The sequence below is a fragment of the Myxococcus sp. AS-1-15 genome (genome assembly GCF_020037055.1).
GTDB lineage: Bacteria > Myxococcota > Myxococcia > Myxococcales > Myxococcaceae > Myxococcus > Myxococcus fulvus.
This window is the reverse complement of the sequence record NZ_JAIQDF010000001.1, coordinates 113339-131814: the sequence shown is the minus strand read 5'-3', so window position 1 is coordinate 131814 and position 18476 is coordinate 113339. Positions and strand designations below refer to the sequence as shown.

General features: G+C 70.5%; 18 protein-coding genes. 8 read left to right on the top strand and 10 right to left on the bottom strand.

Annotated elements, in window-relative coordinates; genetic code table 11:
• Positions 1-9 precede the first annotated feature (9 nt).
• The 4 genes from K8625_RS00565 to K8625_RS00550 form a co-directional block, all read right to left on the bottom strand.
• Positions 10-369, bottom strand: coding sequence for a hypothetical protein (locus tag K8625_RS00565; RefSeq protein ID WP_223751397.1), 360 nt, complete (start codon positions 367-369; stop codon positions 10-12).
• A gap of 173 nt (positions 370-542) precedes the next feature.
• On the bottom strand, positions 543-2162 hold the full coding sequence (locus K8625_RS00560; RefSeq protein ID WP_223751396.1) for a sigma 54-interacting transcriptional regulator: 1620 nt from the start codon (positions 2160-2162) through the stop codon (positions 543-545).
• Positions 2163-2382: 220 nt separating this feature from the next.
• Positions 2383-3132, bottom strand: coding sequence for a translation initiation factor IF-3 (infC, locus tag K8625_RS00555; RefSeq protein ID WP_223751407.1), 750 nt, complete (start codon positions 3130-3132; stop codon positions 2383-2385).
• 219 nt (positions 3133-3351) lie between these two features.
• The gene (locus K8625_RS00550) at positions 3352-3909 is read right to left on the bottom strand and encodes a GNAT family N-acetyltransferase (RefSeq protein WP_223751395.1); all 558 of its coding nucleotides are present in this window, start codon (positions 3907-3909) and stop codon (positions 3352-3354) included.
• 197 nt (positions 3910-4106) lie between these two features.
• Here K8625_RS00550 and K8625_RS00545 point away from each other — a divergent pair, with 197 nt between their 5' ends.
• Together K8625_RS00545 and K8625_RS00540 are read left to right on the top strand one after the other, a co-directional pair.
• Complete coding sequence (locus K8625_RS00545) at positions 4107-5192, top strand: nitronate monooxygenase family protein (protein ID WP_223751394.1); 1086 nt, start codon at positions 4107-4109, stop codon at positions 5190-5192.
• A 140-nt stretch (positions 5193-5332) separates the two neighbouring features.
• Entirely contained in the window at positions 5333-7105 is a 1773-nt protein-coding gene (locus tag K8625_RS00540) for a DUF6311 domain-containing protein (RefSeq protein WP_223781537.1), read from the top strand.
• A gap of 4 nt (positions 7106-7109) precedes the next feature.
• Here K8625_RS00540 and K8625_RS00535 read toward each other — a convergent pair whose 3' ends face one another.
• A complete protein-coding gene (locus K8625_RS00535) occupies positions 7110-8006 on the bottom strand; it encodes a bestrophin family protein (RefSeq protein ID WP_223781536.1) in 897 nt (298 codons plus the stop codon).
• 73 nt (positions 8007-8079) lie between these two features.
• The gene (locus K8625_RS00530; protein WP_223781535.1) at positions 8080-9129 is read right to left on the bottom strand and encodes a serine hydrolase domain-containing protein; all 1050 of its coding nucleotides are present in this window, start codon (positions 9127-9129) and stop codon (positions 8080-8082) included.
• Positions 9130-9228: 99 nt separating this feature from the next.
• On the opposite strand from K8625_RS00530, the gene K8625_RS00525 reads away from it, so the two are divergent.
• Complete coding sequence (locus K8625_RS00525; protein WP_223781534.1) at positions 9229-9810, top strand: hypothetical protein; 582 nt, start codon at positions 9229-9231, stop codon at positions 9808-9810.
• A 61-nt stretch (positions 9811-9871) separates the two neighbouring features.
• Here K8625_RS00525 and K8625_RS00520 read toward each other — a convergent pair whose 3' ends face one another.
• Entirely contained in the window at positions 9872-10294 is a 423-nt protein-coding gene (locus K8625_RS00520; RefSeq protein ID WP_223751389.1) for a FixH family protein, read from the bottom strand.
• A 166-nt stretch (positions 10295-10460) separates the two neighbouring features.
• On the opposite strand from K8625_RS00520, the gene K8625_RS00515 reads away from it, so the two are divergent.
• Positions 10461-11090, top strand: coding sequence for a hypothetical protein (locus K8625_RS00515; RefSeq protein ID WP_223751388.1), 630 nt, complete (start codon positions 10461-10463; stop codon positions 11088-11090).
• 11 nt (positions 11091-11101) lie between these two features.
• A complete protein-coding gene (locus K8625_RS00510; RefSeq protein WP_223751387.1) occupies positions 11102-11749 on the top strand; it encodes an SCO family protein in 648 nt (215 codons plus the stop codon).
• A gap of 27 nt (positions 11750-11776) precedes the next feature.
• On the opposite strand, the gene K8625_RS00505 is transcribed toward K8625_RS00510, so the two are convergent.
• On the bottom strand, positions 11777-12712 hold the full coding sequence (locus K8625_RS00505; RefSeq protein ID WP_223751386.1) for a LysR family transcriptional regulator: 936 nt from the start codon (positions 12710-12712) through the stop codon (positions 11777-11779).
• A gap of 180 nt (positions 12713-12892) precedes the next feature.
• Here K8625_RS00505 and K8625_RS00500 point away from each other — a divergent pair, with 180 nt between their 5' ends.
• Positions 12893-13153 (top strand): hypothetical protein, encoded by a 261-nt coding sequence (locus K8625_RS00500; protein WP_223751385.1) that lies wholly within the window; start codon positions 12893-12895, stop codon positions 13151-13153.
• Between the two features lie 246 nt (positions 13154-13399).
• On the opposite strand, the gene K8625_RS00495 is transcribed toward K8625_RS00500, so the two are convergent.
• Positions 13400-15127, bottom strand: a complete 1728-nt coding sequence (locus K8625_RS00495; protein ID WP_223751384.1) for a right-handed parallel beta-helix repeat-containing protein — start codon at positions 15125-15127, stop codon at positions 13400-13402.
• Positions 15128-15282: 155 nt separating this feature from the next.
• Entirely contained in the window at positions 15283-16269 is a 987-nt protein-coding gene (locus tag K8625_RS00490) for an acetylserotonin O-methyltransferase (protein ID WP_223751383.1), read from the bottom strand.
• Positions 16270-16514: 245 nt separating this feature from the next.
• On the opposite strand from K8625_RS00490, the gene K8625_RS44360 reads away from it, so the two are divergent.
• Positions 16515-16802: an NAD(P)-dependent oxidoreductase gene (locus K8625_RS44360; protein ID WP_223751382.1), complete on the top strand. Its 288-nt coding sequence runs from the start codon at positions 16515-16517 to the stop codon at positions 16800-16802.
• A gap of 233 nt (positions 16803-17035) precedes the next feature.
• A complete protein-coding gene (locus K8625_RS44065; protein ID WP_305070844.1) occupies positions 17036-18415 on the top strand; it encodes a M57 family metalloprotease in 1380 nt (459 codons plus the stop codon).
• Positions 18416-18476 lie beyond the last annotated feature (61 nt).

Sequence of the window (18476 nt, the reverse complement as noted above, 5' to 3'; positions counted from 1 at the left end):
CACGCCCGATTACTTCTTCGGGTCCTCGGGCGGGTCCGTCGTCACGTCCAGGCCGCCCTTCTTCGTCTCCGCGTTGGAGCCGATGAAGCTCGCGGCCTGGGACGGCGGGGGCGCGGGAACCACGACGTCGAACGGGTAGAGGCGCTTGAGGCACGTCTGCGTCACCTGCTGGTCGCTCTCCTGCGCCAGCGGATTGGACGTGTCCAGGGTGAAGGAGCCCGGCCCCGAGAGGCAGGTGGTCCCGTCCTTGAAGACCACCAGGGCGGAGGAGATGCCTTGCAGCTTGAACTCCACCTCCTCGCCGTGCTTCACGATGTTCGAAGGGCTGTAGATGATGTCGTCGGACGTGATGGTGACGGTGACAGTCATGGGCCGTGACTCCTTCCGGGTTGGAACCGCAGATGCGCGGTGTGGGTTGCAGGCACCGTACCAGAGGCGACCGACGTGTCCGTCCCTCGGAGCGGGTGCTTCACCCGCGCACGGCGCGCGCACGCGGACACGTCAACGACGTGTCACCCCGGGGACTGACGTGTCCGGCGCGCTCACGCGTCCGACAGGCCCAGCTCGCGCACGCGGCGCTGGAGCGCGCGGCGGGAGACCTCCAGCCGCTGCACCATCTTGTCCAGGTCTCCCGCGCACTCCTGGAAGCAGCGGGTGATTTCCTCCGGGCTCAAGTCCCGCGCGGTGCGGATGAGCGAGCTCTTGTCGATGAGCACGTAGACAGACGGACGGGGGATGCCGAGGAAGTCCGCGGTGGCCTTGAGGTCCCACGAGCACGCGCGCAGCGCCTCGAGCAGCTCGTCCTCCCCCACCTCCGAGGGCTTGCGGCGCGAGGACTTCGCCTCCCCCGCCGCCTCGGGGACACCCGCGCCGGCCGGGGCCAGCACCCGCCCGGGCACCGGCAGCGACTCGGCGTCCAGCGTCTGCTCCAGCCGCGAGTCCACGCGCAGGCCGGGCAGGCCGCGGCTGCCGATGACGAGCTGCCGGGTGATGTTGCGCAATTGCCGCACGTTGCCGGGCCACGCGTAGCGCAAGAGCCGCACCGCGACGGACGCGGGCAGCCAGGGCGCCGCGCGCGGGTCCGTGGGCGACAGCCGCCAGCCCTCGCCCGTCGTCTCCAGCTCCTGCCGGGCGAAGTGGAGGAACAGCGGGCCGATGTCCTCGCGCCGCTCGCGCAGGGCAGGCACGCGCAGCTCGAAGCCCGCCAGCCGGTGGAGCAGCGGCGCCTTGAACAGGCGCTCCTCGATGCGCGCCTCCAGGTTGGAGTCCGTGGCGGCCACCAGCCGCACGTCCACCGGCACCGGCGTGTGCCCGCCCACCGGGTACACCTCGCCCGTCTCCAGCACGCGCAGGAGCGCGGCCTGCACCTCGGCGGGCGCCTCGCCCACCTCGTCCAGGAACAGCGTGCCGCCGTGCGCCGCGCGGAAGAAGCCGTCCCGGTCGCGGCTGGCGCCCGTGTACGCGCCGCGCTGCGCGCCGAACAGCTCCGCGGCCACCAGCTCCTTGGAGAGCGCGCCCAGGTTCACGCTGACGAACGGCCCCGAGCGGCGCGGCCCCTGCTCGTGGATGGCGCGCGCCACCAGCTCCTTGCCCGTGCCCGTCTCGCCGCGGATGAGCACCGGCACCGCCAGGTCCGCCACCCGCAGGATGTCGTCGCGAAGCTGCTGGATGGACTGGCTCTGCCCCACCAGCCCCAAATCCCGGTGGACCGACGGGGCGGCCGTGGACGCCAGGTGCAGCAGCAGCACCACGCGCTCGGCGAGCACCAGCGGCACCCCGGCCACCAGCTCCTCCTGGGTGAACTCCCGGCCCCCGGCCACCGACTCGCCGGCCACGCACACCTGGGTGCCATCCTCCGGCACCCGCAGGCGCAGCCCCCCCTGGGCCGCGGGCTCGAAGAGCACCGGCGTCCGGCTGAGGAAGGGGTCTCCCAACGGCAGCGCCAGCAGCCCCCCGGGCCGCGAGAAGTCCGGGGCGTTGCGCGACAAGGCCGCCGTCCGGCCCACGCTGGCGAGCACCTCCAAGAGGAGCTGCTCTCCGATGCGCTGGGGGTGGGGATGAGACACGACAGTCAGCGCTGGCACACTCCGCGGGGCCGTCGCGGGTGGGCCTTTCGTCTGCACGGCGGTCGTCGACATGTCGGCGGCGAGCTTCTGCTGCATGGGGCTGAGTTCGGTTTACAGGCGCTTCCAACCTATCAGCCTACACCGGCTCGACAGGGGTTGTTCGCCTGGACCGCTTTCACCGGACAACCCTGCGCCTGTCCGCCTCATGCCTCCCGCCGCGCCACCTCATTCCAGGGAGACTGGAAGAGGACCGGCGCGGCCCGGGAGCGTCTCCCCTACGCGGTGGAGGTCATCCACCGCGTGCGGGGCGTCTTCTTCAGGGGGTGGTGCCCGCCGGGGTGGACGCGGGTGCGGACGCGTTCTCCTCGGTGGTGGTGCTGGTGCTCGCCGCGGCGGGCGCGGCGGGCGTCTCGGCGGCGGGCTTCTCGGCGGAAGGCTTCTCCGCGGCGGCCTTCTCGCCGGGCGGCGGGCCGCGCTTGGCCTCGGCCGCGGCGGCGCGGACCTGCTCGCGGGCGCGCTGGGCCACCTTCGGGTTGGGCGCCAGAATCATGAACATCAAGCGCCCTTCCATCCGCGGCGGCTGCTCCACCACGGCGACATCCTTCAGGTCCTTCGCCACGTCGTCGAGGATGGCGGTGCCCTGCTCCTTGTGCGTGATTTCACGCCCGCGGAACTGGATGACGACCTTCGCCTTGTCGCCCTCTTCGATGAAGCGGCGCGTGTTGCGGACCTTGAAGTCGTAGTCGTGGTCCTCCGTCTTCGGACGGAGCTTCACTTCCTTCAGGTGGACCACGACCTGGGCGCGCTTGGCTTCCGAGGCCTTCTTCTTCTCCTCGTACTTGAACTTGCCGTAGTCCATGATCTTGCAGACTGGCGGCGAAGCCATCGGGCTGATCTCGACGAGGTCCAGCCCCTCGGAGCGCGACTTCTCGAGCGCGGCCTCGAGCGGCATGACGCCGAGCTGCTCGCCGCCCGAGCCGATGACGCGGACTTCGCGGGCGCGGATGCGGCGGTTGGTCCTCTGGTCGCGGCTCTGGCCGCGGCTGCTTCTCTGATCACGAAGAATGTTGCGCTCCTTCGAAGGGGTGTAGGACCTGCTACCCAAGGGTGTGGCAGGTCGCGAAGTTACGGCATGGCTCGGGTGAACCGAACCTCGAATCTAATCGCTCCCTTGCCCGGTGAGAAAGGGAGCTGGCGGGGTGAACACGCCCCCGGGGCGAGGACTAGCCCACCGGCGGACATAACACCAGGGCCCCCGTCGTGCCCTGGAATCCCACGCGTGGGGTCAGCCAATGGACGGAGCCGCGCGGCGGGCCCGCCACTCCTCGCGGGTCTGCCCCCACAGCTCCACCGTGGCGGCCTCGAAGGGGGCGGGGAGTCTGCCGGGCCCCCTCAGGCGCGAGCCCAGCCGGAGCGCCACCTGCTGGGAGGGGGCGTTCTCCGGGGCGATGGAGTGGATGATGTCCGTCCAGCCCAGGTGGTCCACCGCCCAGTCCATGGCGGCGCTGGCGGCCTCGGTGGCGTAGCCACGGCCCCACGTCTCCTTCAGCAGGGACCAGCCGACCTCGGTGCCGGGCCAGCCCTCCGGGCACCAGGGCCCCACCCGGCCAATCCACCGGCCCGTGGAGCGCTCCAGGACGGAGAACATGGAGAAGCCCTGGAGGGCCCAGCCTCCGGCCATCCCGCACATGCCGCGCCAGACGACGGAGCGCGGCTGCACCCCGCCGATGTGCCGCGCCGAGTCCGGGTCGGACATCAGGGCGACGAAGCCCTCGAAGTCCTCGAGCGCCGTGGGGCGCAGGATGAGGCGCGCGGTTTCAATCCTCGGTCCGGGTGCTTGCATGGTGTCCCTCGCGAAGAGCCAAGGCGCGGGAGGGTGGCACCCGCCCCCCACCGGGGCAAGCGCCGTGGCGGCCTGCTCCCACAAGGCGGGCTTCTTCGCGCCTTTATTGGAAAGGGGGCATGGCGGGCCGTCTACCCGGACAGGGCGGGGGCGCCTCGCTACGACAGGGCACCTGGAACGACGACGAGGGCTTTTCCATGTGGACCGACACGCGCGTGGCACGGAAGCTGGGGACCCGGCTCCCCCTGGTGCAGGGGCCGTTTGGCGGAGGGATGTCCTCGACGCGGCTGGCGGCGGCCGTGTCCGAGGCGGGGGGGCTCGGCTCGTTCGGTGCCCATCACCTGAGCGCCGAGAACATCGAGGCCACCGTCCGCGAGCTGCGGGGGCTCACCTCGCGCCCGTTCGCCATCAACCTGTGGGTGCCGCTGGAGGGTGAGAAGGCGCTGCGCCCGACGCCCGCGGAGTTCCAGGCGGCCGTCGACCGGCTGAAGCCCTGGTACGACGAGCTGGGGCTGGCGCAGCCCACGTACCCGAGCGCGTTCTCCCAGGACTACGAGGCGCAGGTGGAGGCGGTGCTCGCGCTCAAGCCGCCGGTGTTCAGCTTCATCTTCGGCATCCCCTCGGCGCGGGTGCTGGAGGCGTGCCGGGCGGCGGGCATCCTCACGGCGGGCACGGCGACGAACGTGGACGAGGGGCTGGCGCTGGAGGCCGCGGGGGTGGACCTCATCGTCGCCTCGGGCAGTGAGGCGGGAGGCCACCGGGCCTCGTTCCTCCGGCCGGCGGAGGAGTCCCCGGCGACGACGGCGCTGGTGCCCCAGCTGGCGGACCGGGTGAAGACGCCGCTCATCGCCTCGGGTGGCATCGCGGATGGGCGCACGGTGGCCACGGCGCTGGCGCTGGGGGCCGAGGGCGTGCAGGTGGGCACGGCCTTCCTCGCGTGCGAGGAGTCCAACGCGAGCGACGTCTACCGGCAGGCGCTGCGCCAGGAGTCCGCTCGGGGCACGGTGCTCACGCGCGTGTTCTCCGGACGCTACGCGCGCGGCATCAAGAACCGCTTCCTGCGGGAGATGACGCCGCACGAGCGGGAGGTGCCGCCCTACCCCATCCAGAACTGGCTCACCCAGCCGCTGCGCCAGGCGGCGGCCCGGCAGGGACGCGAGGACCTGCTGTCGCTGTGGGCGGGACAGAACGCGCCCCTCATCCGGCACACGCGCGCGGCGGCGCTGGTCGACTTCCTCGAGAAGGACACCACGCGTGTGCTGGGACGGCTCGCGGGACTGTAGAGGCCGGGCGCTCACGCCTCCGTCACCCGCGCCGGACGACGGGCCTTCAAGCCTCGTCACGACGACAGCGCCCGAGGTGGAGCGCTCCGCTGCCCGCCCCGCCTTGACGGGGCGGGAAGTCCCGTGCTCAAGCACCGCCCATGTCGGACGCGAGTGACTCCAGCACCGCCCTGTCCCCCGCAGCCCCGGCGTCCCCTCCCCCGGAGACGTCGCGCCGACCCCCCTTCGTCCGGTGGTGCGACGAGCAGCAGGGACCACTCCTGGCAGCGCTCGCGGGGCTGCTCACGTTCCTGGCGACCCTCGGCGCCGGAGCGCTCCAGCCTGGGAAAATCGGCTGGCTCATCCGCGACGACTTCAGCCAGCACCTGATGGGGTGGCTCTACTTCCGGCAGGCCCCGCTGGGCTTCCCGCTGGGGTCGACCCCCCATTACATCCATCCGCTGGGGACCTCACTCGGGTACACGGACTCGATGCCCTGGGTGGGCCTGCTGCTGCGGCCCCTCTCCCCGCTGCTGCCCACGACCTTCCAGTACGTCGGCCCGTGGCTGTGCCTGTGTCTCATGCTGCAGGGCGCGGCCGCGGCCTGGGTCGCCCAGCGTCTGGGCGCCTCCAAGCAACAGCAGGCGTGTGTCGGCGCGCTGCTGGTGCTGTCCCCCACGCTGCTGTCGCGGATGGCCCTGTCGCACGTCGCGCTCTGCACCCACTGGCCCCTGGTCCTGCTCGTGGGGTTGCACCTCATCCCCCAGCCAGACGCGCGCGCGGCACGCCAGGCCCTCTGGCTCGCGCTGGCGCTCTGCGTGTTCACCGCGGGCATCCACCCCGTCATCGCGGTGATGACGCTGCCACTCGCCATCTGCCTCTGCGTGCGCACCGCGCTGGAGCGACAGCTGCCCGTGAAGGTGCCGCTGCTCGCGGCCGTGGCGTGTGTCGCGGCCATGCTGGGGCTCTTCTTCGTGTTCGGCTACCTGGGCACCCGAACTCCCGTGGGCGCGGGCGGCTTCGGCGAGTTCTCCGCGGACCTCAACACGCTCTTCAACCCGCACGGCCACCACTACAACTGGTCGCGCCTGCTGCCCTTGCTGCCCCGGCTCGGGGGACAGTACGAGGGGTTCGGCTACCTCGGCGCCGGAGGGCTGCTCGGGGCCCTGCTCGCGGCCGTCCTGCTCGCGCGCCAGCCCACGCCGCACCTCGCGCTGTGGCGACGCTGGCTCCCCGTGAGCGTCTTGTCCGTGGGGCTCGCCTTCTTCGCCCTGTCCTCGCGGGTGACCTTCCTGGGCAAGGACGTCGCCGACCTGTCCGCGCTCTATCGGCCCGTGCTGCCGTGGGTCGAGGCGTTCCGCTCCTCGGGGCGCTTCATCTGGCCGCTCTACTACCTGGTGCTCCTGGGCGGAGCGCTGGTCCTCGCCAGGAGGCTGAGCCCCGCGCGTGCTCCCCTGCTCGCGGGCCTGCTGCTCGGCCTCCAGGTGATGGACCTCAACCTGGGCGAGGGCCGACAGGCGAACCAGGGCGCGGGCCGCTGGGGCACGCCCCCCTCTCCCGAGCTCACCGCGGCGTCGAAGGGACGCGAGCACCTGGTCCTCTACCCACCGCAGATGCATGACAGCTCCGGCCGTGGCTGCCGCGCGGGCCCCATGGACTACCACCGCTGGGCCTACCGCGCGTACCTGCTGGGCCTCACCTTCAACAGCGGCTACGTGACACGGCTCGACGACGCTCGCGCCCAGGAGTACTGCCTGGGCCTGGACGCGGACATCGCGGCGGGCCGGTTGGACTCGCGCACCGTCTACCTGTCCATCCCCGCGCGCGTGGCCCAGCTCCAGCGAATCCCGGGCACACGCTGTACGCCCGAGGATGGCCTCTGGCTGTGTGTCCGCGACGCGCCCTCGGACGCGGCGCCCGTGACGGGCCGCTGAGGGCTCACGTCGTCGGGGGCGGCTGCGTCGGCTGCGGCTGCGCGGGGATGATGGCCGTCAGGTTGGCGTAGATGGTGGAGCAGATGAGGTCCAGCGGCAGGTCGTTGTCGTCGTGGCCGAAGGGGTCCTCGATCTCGACGCCAATCTCCTCGATGCCGAAGAACACGTACGCGACGCAGAACGTGGCCAGCACCGTCAGCCCGCCCAGCGCGTCCAGCAAGGCGAAGGGCAGCGTGTAGCAATACACGAGCAGCGCGCGGCGCAGGTGCATCACGTACGCGAAGGGGATGGGCGTCTTGCGGATGCGCTCACAGCCGCCGAGGTAGTCGAGGAGGAGCTGGACGTTCTGGTCCAGCTGCATCTGCACGTACTCGGAATAGCGTCCCTCGCGGCGGCCGGCGTCGAGCAGCGAACTCAGCTTGCGTGTCACCGCGAAGGGCACGTGCTGGGCGCCCATCACCTGGGCCACCTCGTCCGCGGGCAGCTCCTGCGCCAGCGGGCCCAGCGACGCCTTGCCTCGCAGCGACGACGCGGAGGCGAAGGGGAAGGCCGCGGTCCACCTCAGAATCGCGGTGTAGAGGACGGGCTGGGACTGGAGGAAGACGCCCGAGGCGCGCGCCAGGTTGCGCGTCTCGTTGACGATGCCGCCCCAGAGCTTCCGGCCCTCCCAGAAGCGGTCGTAGGAGGAGTTGGTGCGGAAGACGAGCAGGAGGCTCAGCGAGATTCCGGCCAGGGTGTGCACCGTGGCGGGGATGGCCACCGAGCGGACGTGGGTGTGGAAGAGGGCGACGCCCAGGGACCACAGGACGCAGACCATGACTCGGGCCACGATTTCGCGGACCATCGAGCCCTTGAGGTAGTGGAAGTAACTCCACCAACGATGCGGGTCGTACTCAACCATGGTGTCGGTGGGCGTAACCTGCCACGCCCTCGTCATGAGGCCGCAACCTTTTTCGGAAGGGGTGTCGCGCCAACTACTCCGGCGGCTGTGCGATGAGGCGGGAGAGGAGCGCGAACCCCGGCCCCTCCAGGGGCACGCGCCCCCGGAGTGCGGCGAACAGCGACCACCCGTGGTCCGCCAGCAGCACCACGCCCGTATCCGCCGTGGGCGCCAGGCCGATGAAGCCCACATAGCCCCCCATGACCGACGAGCACCACGCCACGGTGTGGCCCCTCACCTGGGAGAGCGACCAGCCCAGCCCCATGCGCACCTTGCCCGCTTCCGCGCGGGGAACCCAGGTCATCGAGAGCGCACGCGCCAGGCCCGCGTCCTCGCGGCCGAGGCACGCGTCGAGAAACTTCAGCAGGTCGAGCGTCGTGGAGTGGAGCGCGCCGGCGCCGGGGAGCGCGGGGAAGGTCCATCCGGGCACGGGGCGGCCTCGCGCGGTGTGGCCCGGCAGGAGCCTGGGCGCCAGCTCCTCCGTCACGCGCGTCGAGGTGTCGTTCATCTTCAGCGGCTTGAAGAGCCAGTCGCGGAGCGCGTGCCCGTAGTTGACGCCCGCGCGGCGTGAGAGCGCATGTCCCAGCACGCCCATGCCGAGCAGGGACTCGGAGAAGGGGCGCGGGGGTGGAGCGGTCGGGTGGTAGCCGCGCAGGAAGTCGCCGAAGCGCTGGGCGGAGTAGTGACCGAACGGGTCCTCCGGTCGCGACTCGGGCGCGTCCAGGTTGGGCGGCAGGTGGGGCATCCCGGCGGTGTGGGTGGCCAGCTGCTCCAGGGTGATGCGCCCCGCGTCGGCGTCGGGAAGCAGCGCGCGGGGAATCACCTCGCCGAGCGTCATGTCCAGCCGCGCCTGGCCCTTGTCCACGAGCAGGGCGAGCAGCGCGCCGGTGAAGACCTGCGTGAGGCCGCCCAGGCCGAAGAGCGCCTCGTAGGCGGGAGCGTTGCCCTGCTTCCGGTAGGTCTGGACATGCCACTCACCGCGCCAGGTGACGCCGGCGCACAGCGATGCCGAGCGGTAGCTCCGCACATAGCGGCGGGTCTCCTCCTCGATGAAGTCGACGGCGATGGACGGGGGTGGGGTCACCAGGCTCCTCTACACCAAGGCCGCGGGGGTCCGCAGCGTCACTTCCCGGTTGCCCGGACGTGCGCGCCTGTCCATCGTGGGCGGCAAAGGAGATGGAGAATGCTCGCAGGTCTCGCGGCGGATGGAACGTATGCGGCAGGGGCTCGCCACACGATGGACATGAGCGCCGAGGACGCTTGGAGGAACTGGGCCGAGGGCTCGGGCCTGGGGCGGTGGCTCTCCTCGCCGCGCGCGGCGTTGAAGGAGGGTGAGCGGACGACGCTGAAGGATGGGACGGAGGTCCTGGCGGTCCGGGTGCGTGCGCCGGCCCTGCTGCGCATCCGCCTGACGCGCGCGGACTGGCCGCGACCGAGGACCGCGCAGCTCCGCGTCCTCCCGGCCGCGCGAGGGCACACCGTCGCGTTGCACATGGAAGGGCTCCCCGACGCGGCGTCGCGCGCCGAGTACATCCAACAGTGGAAGAAGGCGCTGAGCGGCCTGGAGACGACGCCCGCGAAGAAGTCGGCGGCGAAGAAGACTGGCGCCAAGGCGGCCTCGAAGCAGAAGACAGGCGTCAGGAAGGCCCCGGCGAAGAAGGCCAGCGCGCGCAAAGTGGCGTCGAAGAAGACCGGCACCAAGGCGACCTCGAAACAGAAGGCAGGCGCCAGGAAGACCCCGGCGAAGAAGAAGGCGAGCACCTGAGCCGCTTCCCTCGCGGACGTCTCAGTCCTCGCCCGACCCGGGCACGGTCCTCACGCGCACCTCATCTGCCCAGCTTGAGCGTCACGCTCGCGGTGTCCTGCTCCCGCCCCGCGAGCGTGAAGCGCAGCTCCCACGTCCCCGGCATGAACAGGTCGAGCTCCGACACCTCGAACACGCCATCCGAGCGCGACGTGACGCGCGGGGCCTCATCGATGCCATGTCCCATGGACGGCATCCACGGCTGCACGCGCAACTCCAGTCCCTGAGCGAGCTTCCCGTTCGCCGCATCCGAGACGCGAACGGTGAAGCGCTGTGGCCCGCGTTTGAGCGGCGTCGCCGTGGACAGCACCTTCACGTGCCACCGTCCCGAGGCACTCTGCGTCATCCCCACCACGGACTCCGCGGTGCTCGCCTCGGCCTGCGCGCGCGGCGTCGCGAACGCCGGCGCTCCCGACAACATCATCCACACGACCCATGTCCTCACGTCGACGCTCCATGGACGCGTGTCTTCATCACGCCCCACGGTGACTGTAGCCAGACAAATCCTCCGTCCCCTTGCGACATGTTGCCGCAACCAGGCATGCGTCCCGCGCCCTGCGACAATTCACCGCGTTCGCCACGACAGAGCTTGAGTCAATGTCGTCAGCACGATGTCCGCGCCCGCTCATCCGCCGACGCATCGTCGCCCGTCCTCGGCGATGCTCTGGTTCCTCACGCTGCTGGAGTGGCTGGGCATCCTCCTCTTCGTGCTGACGTGCGCCGCGCTCGTCGGCGTCATCGGGAAGACGCTGCACGAAGGACGTCCAGCGACGACCCATCCCACGGTCCTCCCCGACTACGGCCCCCTGCCCGCCTTCTCACTGAGCGACGACGCGGGCCGCCCGCTCGAGAACAAACACCTCCGAGGCCGCGTCACCCTGCTCCACTTCCTCTCCGAGTCCGAACTCCAGCCCGCTGGCCTGCTCGCGGTGCACACGAGCCTGGAGGCCTCCGGGCTCGGCGTGGACGTCCTCCTCGTCACACGGGACGAACCACCCGTCCCCCTCCCCAGTCCCCTGCCCCGCGGCTGGCGCAGGCTGTGGCGGGGAGACGCCCTGGAGCAGGCGATGCGCGCGGTGACGCGGGGACATCCCGCCGAGGACGCCACGTCACTGCTGCTCCTGGTCGACCCCCTGGGCTCCGTGCGCGGCATCTACACGAACGCCCTCACCCACCCCGAAACCGCTCGTCAGGTGGAAGAGGACGCTCGATGCCTCGACACCTGCGGGCTCCAGCACTGAGCACCCCGCCCATGAACACCAGGCCCCGCCGTCGCCTCCTCCCCGTGCTCGCCATTGGTGCGAGCCTCAGCCTGCTCGTCGTGGGCGCGTGGCCCTGGCTCCAATCACGGACCCTCGAGGCGAAAGCCCGAAGCCTTCCCGACTTCGGTCCCCTGCCCCACTTCGAGCTGCGGGACCAGGAGGCCCGCGCCTTCACCCAGGCCCAGCTGGAGCGCCGCGTCGTCGTCGCGGACTTCTTCTTCACCCGCTGCCCCACCGTCTGCCCCCTGCTCACCGAGCGCATGGCCCGGCTCCAGCGACGCGCCCGCGAGCAGGACGTCCCGGTGCACTTCGTGTCCTTCAGCGTGGACCCACGCTACGACACGCCCGAACGGCTCGCTGCCTACGCCCGGGACCACGCCCTCGACACCGCCAACTGGAGCCTCGTCACGGGCCCCCTGGAACAGGTGGAGACCACCGTCCTGAAGGGCTTCCGCGTCATGATGGGCCGTGCCGAGGAAGCCGACGAGGACGACTTCCTCTCCCTCTTCCACGGCGAGCACTTCGTCCTCGTGGACGCCGCGGGCCGGCTCCGCGGCTACTACCGCGTGACGGAGGACCCCCAGGGGCTGGAGCAGCTCCTGGAGGACGCCTCCGCCCTCGCCCACGCCGCGCGCTGACGGACCGCTACGCCTCACGCCACCCGCTCACCGTCCCGAGGCCGCCTGACGGACCTCACCGCGCGCGCGGAACGGCGCGAACAGCTCCACCGCCCAGTCCACGAAGGCGCGCAGCTTGGCGTTCATGTGCCGGTTCTGCGGATACACGATGAAGACCGGGAACGGCTCGCATCGCCACTCGGGCAACAGCCGCACCAGCGCGCCGCTCGCCAGATGCGGGCGCACGACGAACTCCGGCAGCTGCGTCACGCCCAGCCCCGCAAGCACCGCCGTCAGATGCGCCGTGCTCTCGTTCACCGCCACGCTGGCGCGCCCCAGCACCTCCAGCCGCTCCTCGCCCTGGAGGAACGACAACGGAATCACCCGCCCCGTCCGCGTGGAGAAGTAGCTCACGATGTCGTGGCCATCCTGCAAGTCGGTGGGCTGCGCCGGAGTGCCCCTTCGCTTCAGGTAGCCCGGCGTGGCGCAGGACACGAACTCCAGCTCACCGATGCGCCGACCGACCAGGGCCGGGTCCGGCAACACGCCGCCGCGAATCACGCAGTCCACGCCATCCCCCACCAGGTCCACCGAGCGGTCCCCCACCCCCAGCTCCAGCTGGATGTCCGGGAACTTCTCCCGGAACGACGGCAGCGCGGGGATGAGCAGGAAGTTGGACACCGACGAGCCCGCATCCACCCGCAGACGTCCCCGGGGCCGGGTCCGCGCGCTCGACACGTCCGCCTCGATGTCCTCCAGGTCCGCCAGCAGCCGGGACGTCCGCGCGTAGTAGGCCGCGCCCTCCGGCGTCACCGTCACCCGCCGCGTGGTGCGCTGGAGCAGCTTCACTTGAAGGTGCGCCTCCAACCCCTGCACCAGCTTCGTCACGGAGGGCTTGGGCATCTTCAAGGTGTCCGCGGCCCGGGTGAAGGTGCCGGCCTCGACCACCCGGGCGAACACCCGCATCGCGGTGAGCTGGTCCATGACGTCGTCCTCGAAGTGTCCAGGGAGGGAGTCCCGGGGACCCCATGATTCTTACCCGAATGAAAACATCCGTGTCCCCAGCCATCGCCTGTCGACAAGGCTGGAACAGCCGCCACCCTGAAACCCATGTCACCGGATGATGTTAGTCTTTGGGCTTCCCTTCACGAAAAGGCGGTCCCCATGAAGACGTGGCTCGCGGTGACGTTGGGCGCAGTGGTCGGACTCGCGGCGGCGGTGGTTCCTCCGGCGGCCGTCGCGGGCGCCTCGGAGCAGGAGCACGAGCAGAAGGACCCCTCGGCCTATCCCGGCCCGTGCTTCCTGGAGCTCATCTGCGAGAACGGCTCGGTGCTCCGGTGCAACGGCACCTGGGAGTGCGACTACGGGAGCAACTGGATTCGCTGCGACGGCGCCGCCTGGGGCTGTGACGGCTCCAGCACCTGACCCACCGGAGTGCTCCCGGGAGCCCGTGGCGGCGCCCGGGAGCACCCCTCCCGCGACTGACGGGCGACGCGCTCGAGCCGGAACGGCGTCCCCGACTCGCTCATGGTGAAGCAGCCCGAGCCGTTCGGCGCGTACTCGAGGGCCTCGCCCTGACCCTCCACCGTGTCCGTGAGGGCAACGGGGTGGCCGCGAAGGCCGTCTCGAAGGCCGCGCCCGGAGACACCGTCTGGAAGGCTCACGGCCTGCTCACGGCGCGACGTCGAGGAGCCCCACGCCCTTCGTGTGCCACTCGGTGCCGGGGGCGGTGCGCAGGTCATCGGCGGGGGGCGGCAGCAGCTCCCAGAGGGCGGCGTTCTGGGGCGGCACCTTGTTGGTGTTCTGCGCGCGCGCCCGGTAGAGCTGGCCGTCGTGCATCACCAGCGCGCCCGCGGCGTACGTCACCTCCGGTGAGTTGGGGGCACGGATGGCGCGGTCCGTCCACATCTCCAGCGCGCGCGTCGCGGTCCCCGCCGGCAGGCCGGTGTTCACGAAGGTGAGCGCGGGGACGGCGCCGTTCACGTTGCCGGTGGCCGTCACGGTGCCCACGGTGCCGGTGCCGCCCGTGAGCCCCGCGATGAGCCGGCGACCGCCCTCCCAGCGGTTGTCCTTGAAGGTGATGGGCGAGGTGACGGTGTTCGCCTTGCTGAGCACCACGCCCGGGTCCGAGGAGGTCGGATAGACGCTCTGGTAGCCGAACTCCAGCCCGCGGAAGGCGTTGCGCTCCCAGAGGAACCTCGAGCCCGTCCCCACGGTGCCACCGAACCAGATGCCCAAAGACAGCGTGTCCGCGAAGTAGTTGTCGGTGAAGTCCACGTCGAGCGGCCCGTCGCCCGACTCGGGCTGGGCGAAGAAGTTGAGCAGCGCGCCCGCGCCTCCCACGAAGACGTTGTGGTGGAAGCGGATGCGGCCCGAGCGCACCGTGGCCTGGGAGTTGTTGTCCTGGTACTGCTGGAAGACGGCGCGCCAGTCGATGGCCCCGAAGGCGAAGACGTTGTGGTGCACCTCCGCCCCGTCGCCCAGGCTCTGGACCTGGAGCGCCTCGCTGCCGGTGCGCACCAGCCGGTTGTTGTAGACCTTGAGGTTCGTGGCGAGCGGCGTGGGCGCGCCCTGCGTGGAGCCGAAGTAGATGGCCTCGCTCGCGGTGTCGTGGATGTAGAGGTCGTGCAGCTTGATGTCGTTGAGCGGCGGCGCCACGCCCCCGCTCGCCGCGCGGTTGATGCGCACGCCGGCGAAGCCCGAGCGGGTGATTTCCAGGTACTCCAGCTCGAAGCTGTGCGCGTCCCCGATGCCCACGCCCATGTGGCCTTCACTCAGGAAGATGCCATCGCTCAGGATGCCGTAGCGGTTGCGCGACGTGGCGTACTGGCCGCAGCGGTGGCCCGGGAAGTCCGCGTGGCCGGTGCCCGAGTCCGGGTCATACCGGCCGGTGAGCACCCAGTTCGAGCCGCCGCCCATGGACCAGATGTAGCCCTGCGTGCTGCCCGCCTTGGGACGGATGACCACCTGGCCGCCCTTGTTGGTGATGACCAGCGGCCGGCTCGCCGGGCGCTGCGGCAGGTTGCCCAGGTTGATGAGCGTGTAGTTGCCCGCGGGGATGTAGAGCCGGTCCAGCGTGCTCCAGTCCACGTCGGGGTAACGCGTCTGCACGTTGGGGATGTACATCTCCCCGTTGGTGGCGTTGGGCCCCGGCAGCGTGAGGGTGTTGCCCGGCGGGCCGAAGCGGCCGAACGGCTCGCACGCGGCCTCGGTGACGCCGCCACCATCCGGGTTGCCCGCACCGCCGTCCGCGGGAGGGTTGCCACCGTCCGGCGTCAGCCCACCATCCGCCGTCCCCGCGTCCCCCAGCGAGTCGGGGCCCTCATCGGGCGGGTCCTCCGAGGAGCAGGCCGACGTGAGGCAGACGACGAGACACAGCGCCCAGAGACTCCGAATCATGAGGTGGCTCCTGAGGGGAAAGGAGGCCACCAGCCTAGCCCGACTCCACGCGGAGTCCGCGCGACCTGCACGCGGACCCGCGGGTCAGTTCTTGTCACACAGTGACATCTTCAACGAAATGGAGGGTTTACCTCCTCCCGCGTCGGGAGGACGGCTCACGCCACCTTGCCCACGATGATGGAGTACGGGCCCTGGGTGGGGACGACGCGGTCCAGCTTGAAGCCGCCCTCGGCGAAGAGCACGTCGTACTGGACCTGGGTGCGCTCGCGTCCGCCCGCCAGCGACAGCATGACGATGTCCATCACCAGCGCGGGGTGCAGCTCCGGCCCCTCCGGCAGCATCATCTCCAGCACGAGCAGCTCCGCGTGGGCCGGCGCCGCCTGGCGGATGTTGCGCAGGATGGAGATGGCCTGCGGGTCCGCCCAGTCGTGGAGGATGTTGCTGACGATGTACGCGTCCGCGCGCGGCAGCGGCCCGACGAAGAAGTCACCGCCCTGCTTCTGCATGCGGGCATGCGCCTGCGCGTGCTCCACGACGTGGGGCAGGTCGAACAGCGTGCCGCGCGAGCGGGGCGTCGCGTCGAGCACCGCCGACAGCACGTGGCCGCGGCCACCCGCGATGTCCGCGATGTGCTCGTAGCGGTGGAACTCCATCGCCTGGAGCATGGCCGCGATGGCCATGTGCGACTTGCCCGTCATCGCCGCGTCGAAGATGCGCGCGTCCTCCGGGTGGGACTGGAGATACGGCCACAGGCCGCCGGGCGTCACCGTGTCGCACGCCGTCTGCCCCGTGCGCGCGGACACCGTCAGCGCCTGGGCGCTGCGCCAGTTGATGTCGTCGTTGAACATCATGACCAGCGCCTTGAGCGAGTGCGGGTGGTTGGCCTTGAGGTGCTCGGAGTAGTCCGTGTGCGCCCAGCCCTGCGCGCGCCGCTCGAACACCCCCTGCGCCGACAGCAGGCGCAGCATCCGGTGCAGCGAGTCCGCGTGCGCCCCCGTCGCCTTCGCCAGCTCCTCCGTGCTCATCGGCGTCGTCCCCAGCACGTCCGCCACGCCGAGCTGTGCAACCGCATACAGACACCGCGGGGCCAGATACGACGTGGTGAGGTTGAAGATGAACGCTGGGGCGGGAAGTCGTTGCATGTGCGCTCCTGGTCGGCAGGCCTTCAATTGCCTGCAAGCTGAAATTCTACCTGGACCCGGGAACGACCCAGACACTCCCGCATACCGCCCTGCCTTCAAATGAACACAGATGCTGTATCCCATGACAATGACTGACATGGCGCACTCCGTCACGGAGCGTTGACTAAGGGGTTGTCGCCAGCCCCGCGGGGAGGGGCCATTCCAACACCGGGGGCGCCGAGGTGCCCGGCCCGGGGCGCCCTTTCATGCGTCCCGCCGGCCCCTTCGCCAAGGTGGCTCCCGGAGCGCCCCGCGCGGGACGGCGCTGGTATTGCCAGGAGGGCGCGGGCACCCGCGGCCTGATGGCAGCACAGGCGCTGGACGCATGGGGACCCCGGGGGTTCTTGAGCCACATCGCGCGAGGGTCCATCGTCGACGAGGCGGCGCTCATCCGCGCGCTCCAGGAGGGCGCATCGCCGACGCCAGCCAGGGTGTCTTCGAGCACGCGCCGGACGTCCCTCCCACCCTCGCGGCCTGTGGGAAGGTCGTCCTGACGTCCCATGCGGCCAGCGCCACCGGCGCCGCGCGCGGACCAGGTCTTCGCCAGCGTGCGAGACCATTTCAGCAGCAAGCTCTGACAGCGCTCAGCTGTCTCGAATCTCGGGGTTCGAGAGGGATTTATCATCCAGACATGTCACTGAGGACTTGGGGTGGGGGCACGCTATGAGACCTGGCGCGAAGCCCACGCCGGGCGGCGCATTCCCCGTTGTCAGATAGACGAGCATCCATGTTCAAGCAGGCAGCAGTCCTCGCCGCGACCGGTGTCGCATGGCTGGCCGGTTGTGGCGGTGTCGAGCCTCAGATGGAGCAGGAGGAGATCATCGCCAACCTCATCGAGGCGGGCTACCCGGCCCGGGACATCCAGGTCATCGACGAGGCGGTGTTCGTGGGCGGCGACGCGCACGTGACGCTCCAGGCGTCCCGCGAGATGCTTCAGGCGACCGAGGGGAGCCAGGAGCAGTTCCGCACGACCAACCTCGTCGGCGCCCACGTGACGAAGATCTGCATCAACCCCGCGCCTGGGTACGACGACTACATCTTCCTGCGCCAGGGGCTCGACCTGGCCATCGAGAACTACAACGCGCTGGGGCTGCGCTTCACCCTCGCGCGCGGTCCGACCGACGGCTGCACCGCGAACATCACCATCGCGCCCACCTCCGAGAACGTGAGCAGGGCGGGCTTCCCTGATCTCGGGCTGCCCTACGCGAACATCACGATGACGACCCAGCTGGGCGAGTTCTCCCTCGACGTCACCGAGCACACCATCACCCACGAGATTGGCCACGCGCTCGGCCTGCGCCACTCGGACTACTACAACATCTACATCAGCTGCCTGCAGTACTACGGCCACAACGAGGGCGACATGGGCGTGGGCGCCATCCCCATCTCGGGGACGCCCGAGGCCGCCACGTGGGACGGCTCCGTCATGAACACCTGCCCTCACGTCAACAGCAGCGGCGAGTTCACCAGCTCGGACGCCGACGCGCTGTTCGCGCTCTATGGAAAGCCCTGCGGGAGCGTCAACGTCGCGGAGTATCGCGGACAGACGGGGAAGCAGCTTCGCTGCGCCTGCTCCTCGGGGGGCTCGGGCTCGGTCTGGGGGACGAACAACTACACCGATGACTCGGACATCTGTCGCGCCGCGGTGCACGCGGGGGTGATGCCCCCCAGCGGGGGGAAGGTGACCGTCGAGGTGCAGCCGGCCCAGAGCACGTTCATCGGAACCACCCGCAACGGCGTCACCTCGTCCTCCTACGGCTACTGGGGCGGGAGCTACCGCTTCATCGGGGCGCAGATTCCACAGCCCCAGACGACGCCGCTCTGCTCGACCTACAACTTGACGTCCTATCGCGGGCAGACCGGGAGGGCCATCCGCTGCGGCTGCCCGACGGTGAGCCTGGGCGCGTCGATCTGGGGCACGGACCTGTACACCGATGACTCGGATGTCTGCGCGGCCGCCGTACACGCGGGCGCGATTCCCGCCTCCGGTGGAGATGTCACGGTCACCATCCAGCCGGGCCAGAGCAGCTACACGAGCACCAGCCGCTACGGCGTCACCTCGTCCTCCTACGGCTCCTGGGCGGGGAGCATCTCCTTGAGCCCGTAGTCCTCCTCGCGGCAACGGGCGGCCCGGAGGAGAATGCTCCGGGCCGTCTCACCCAATCACA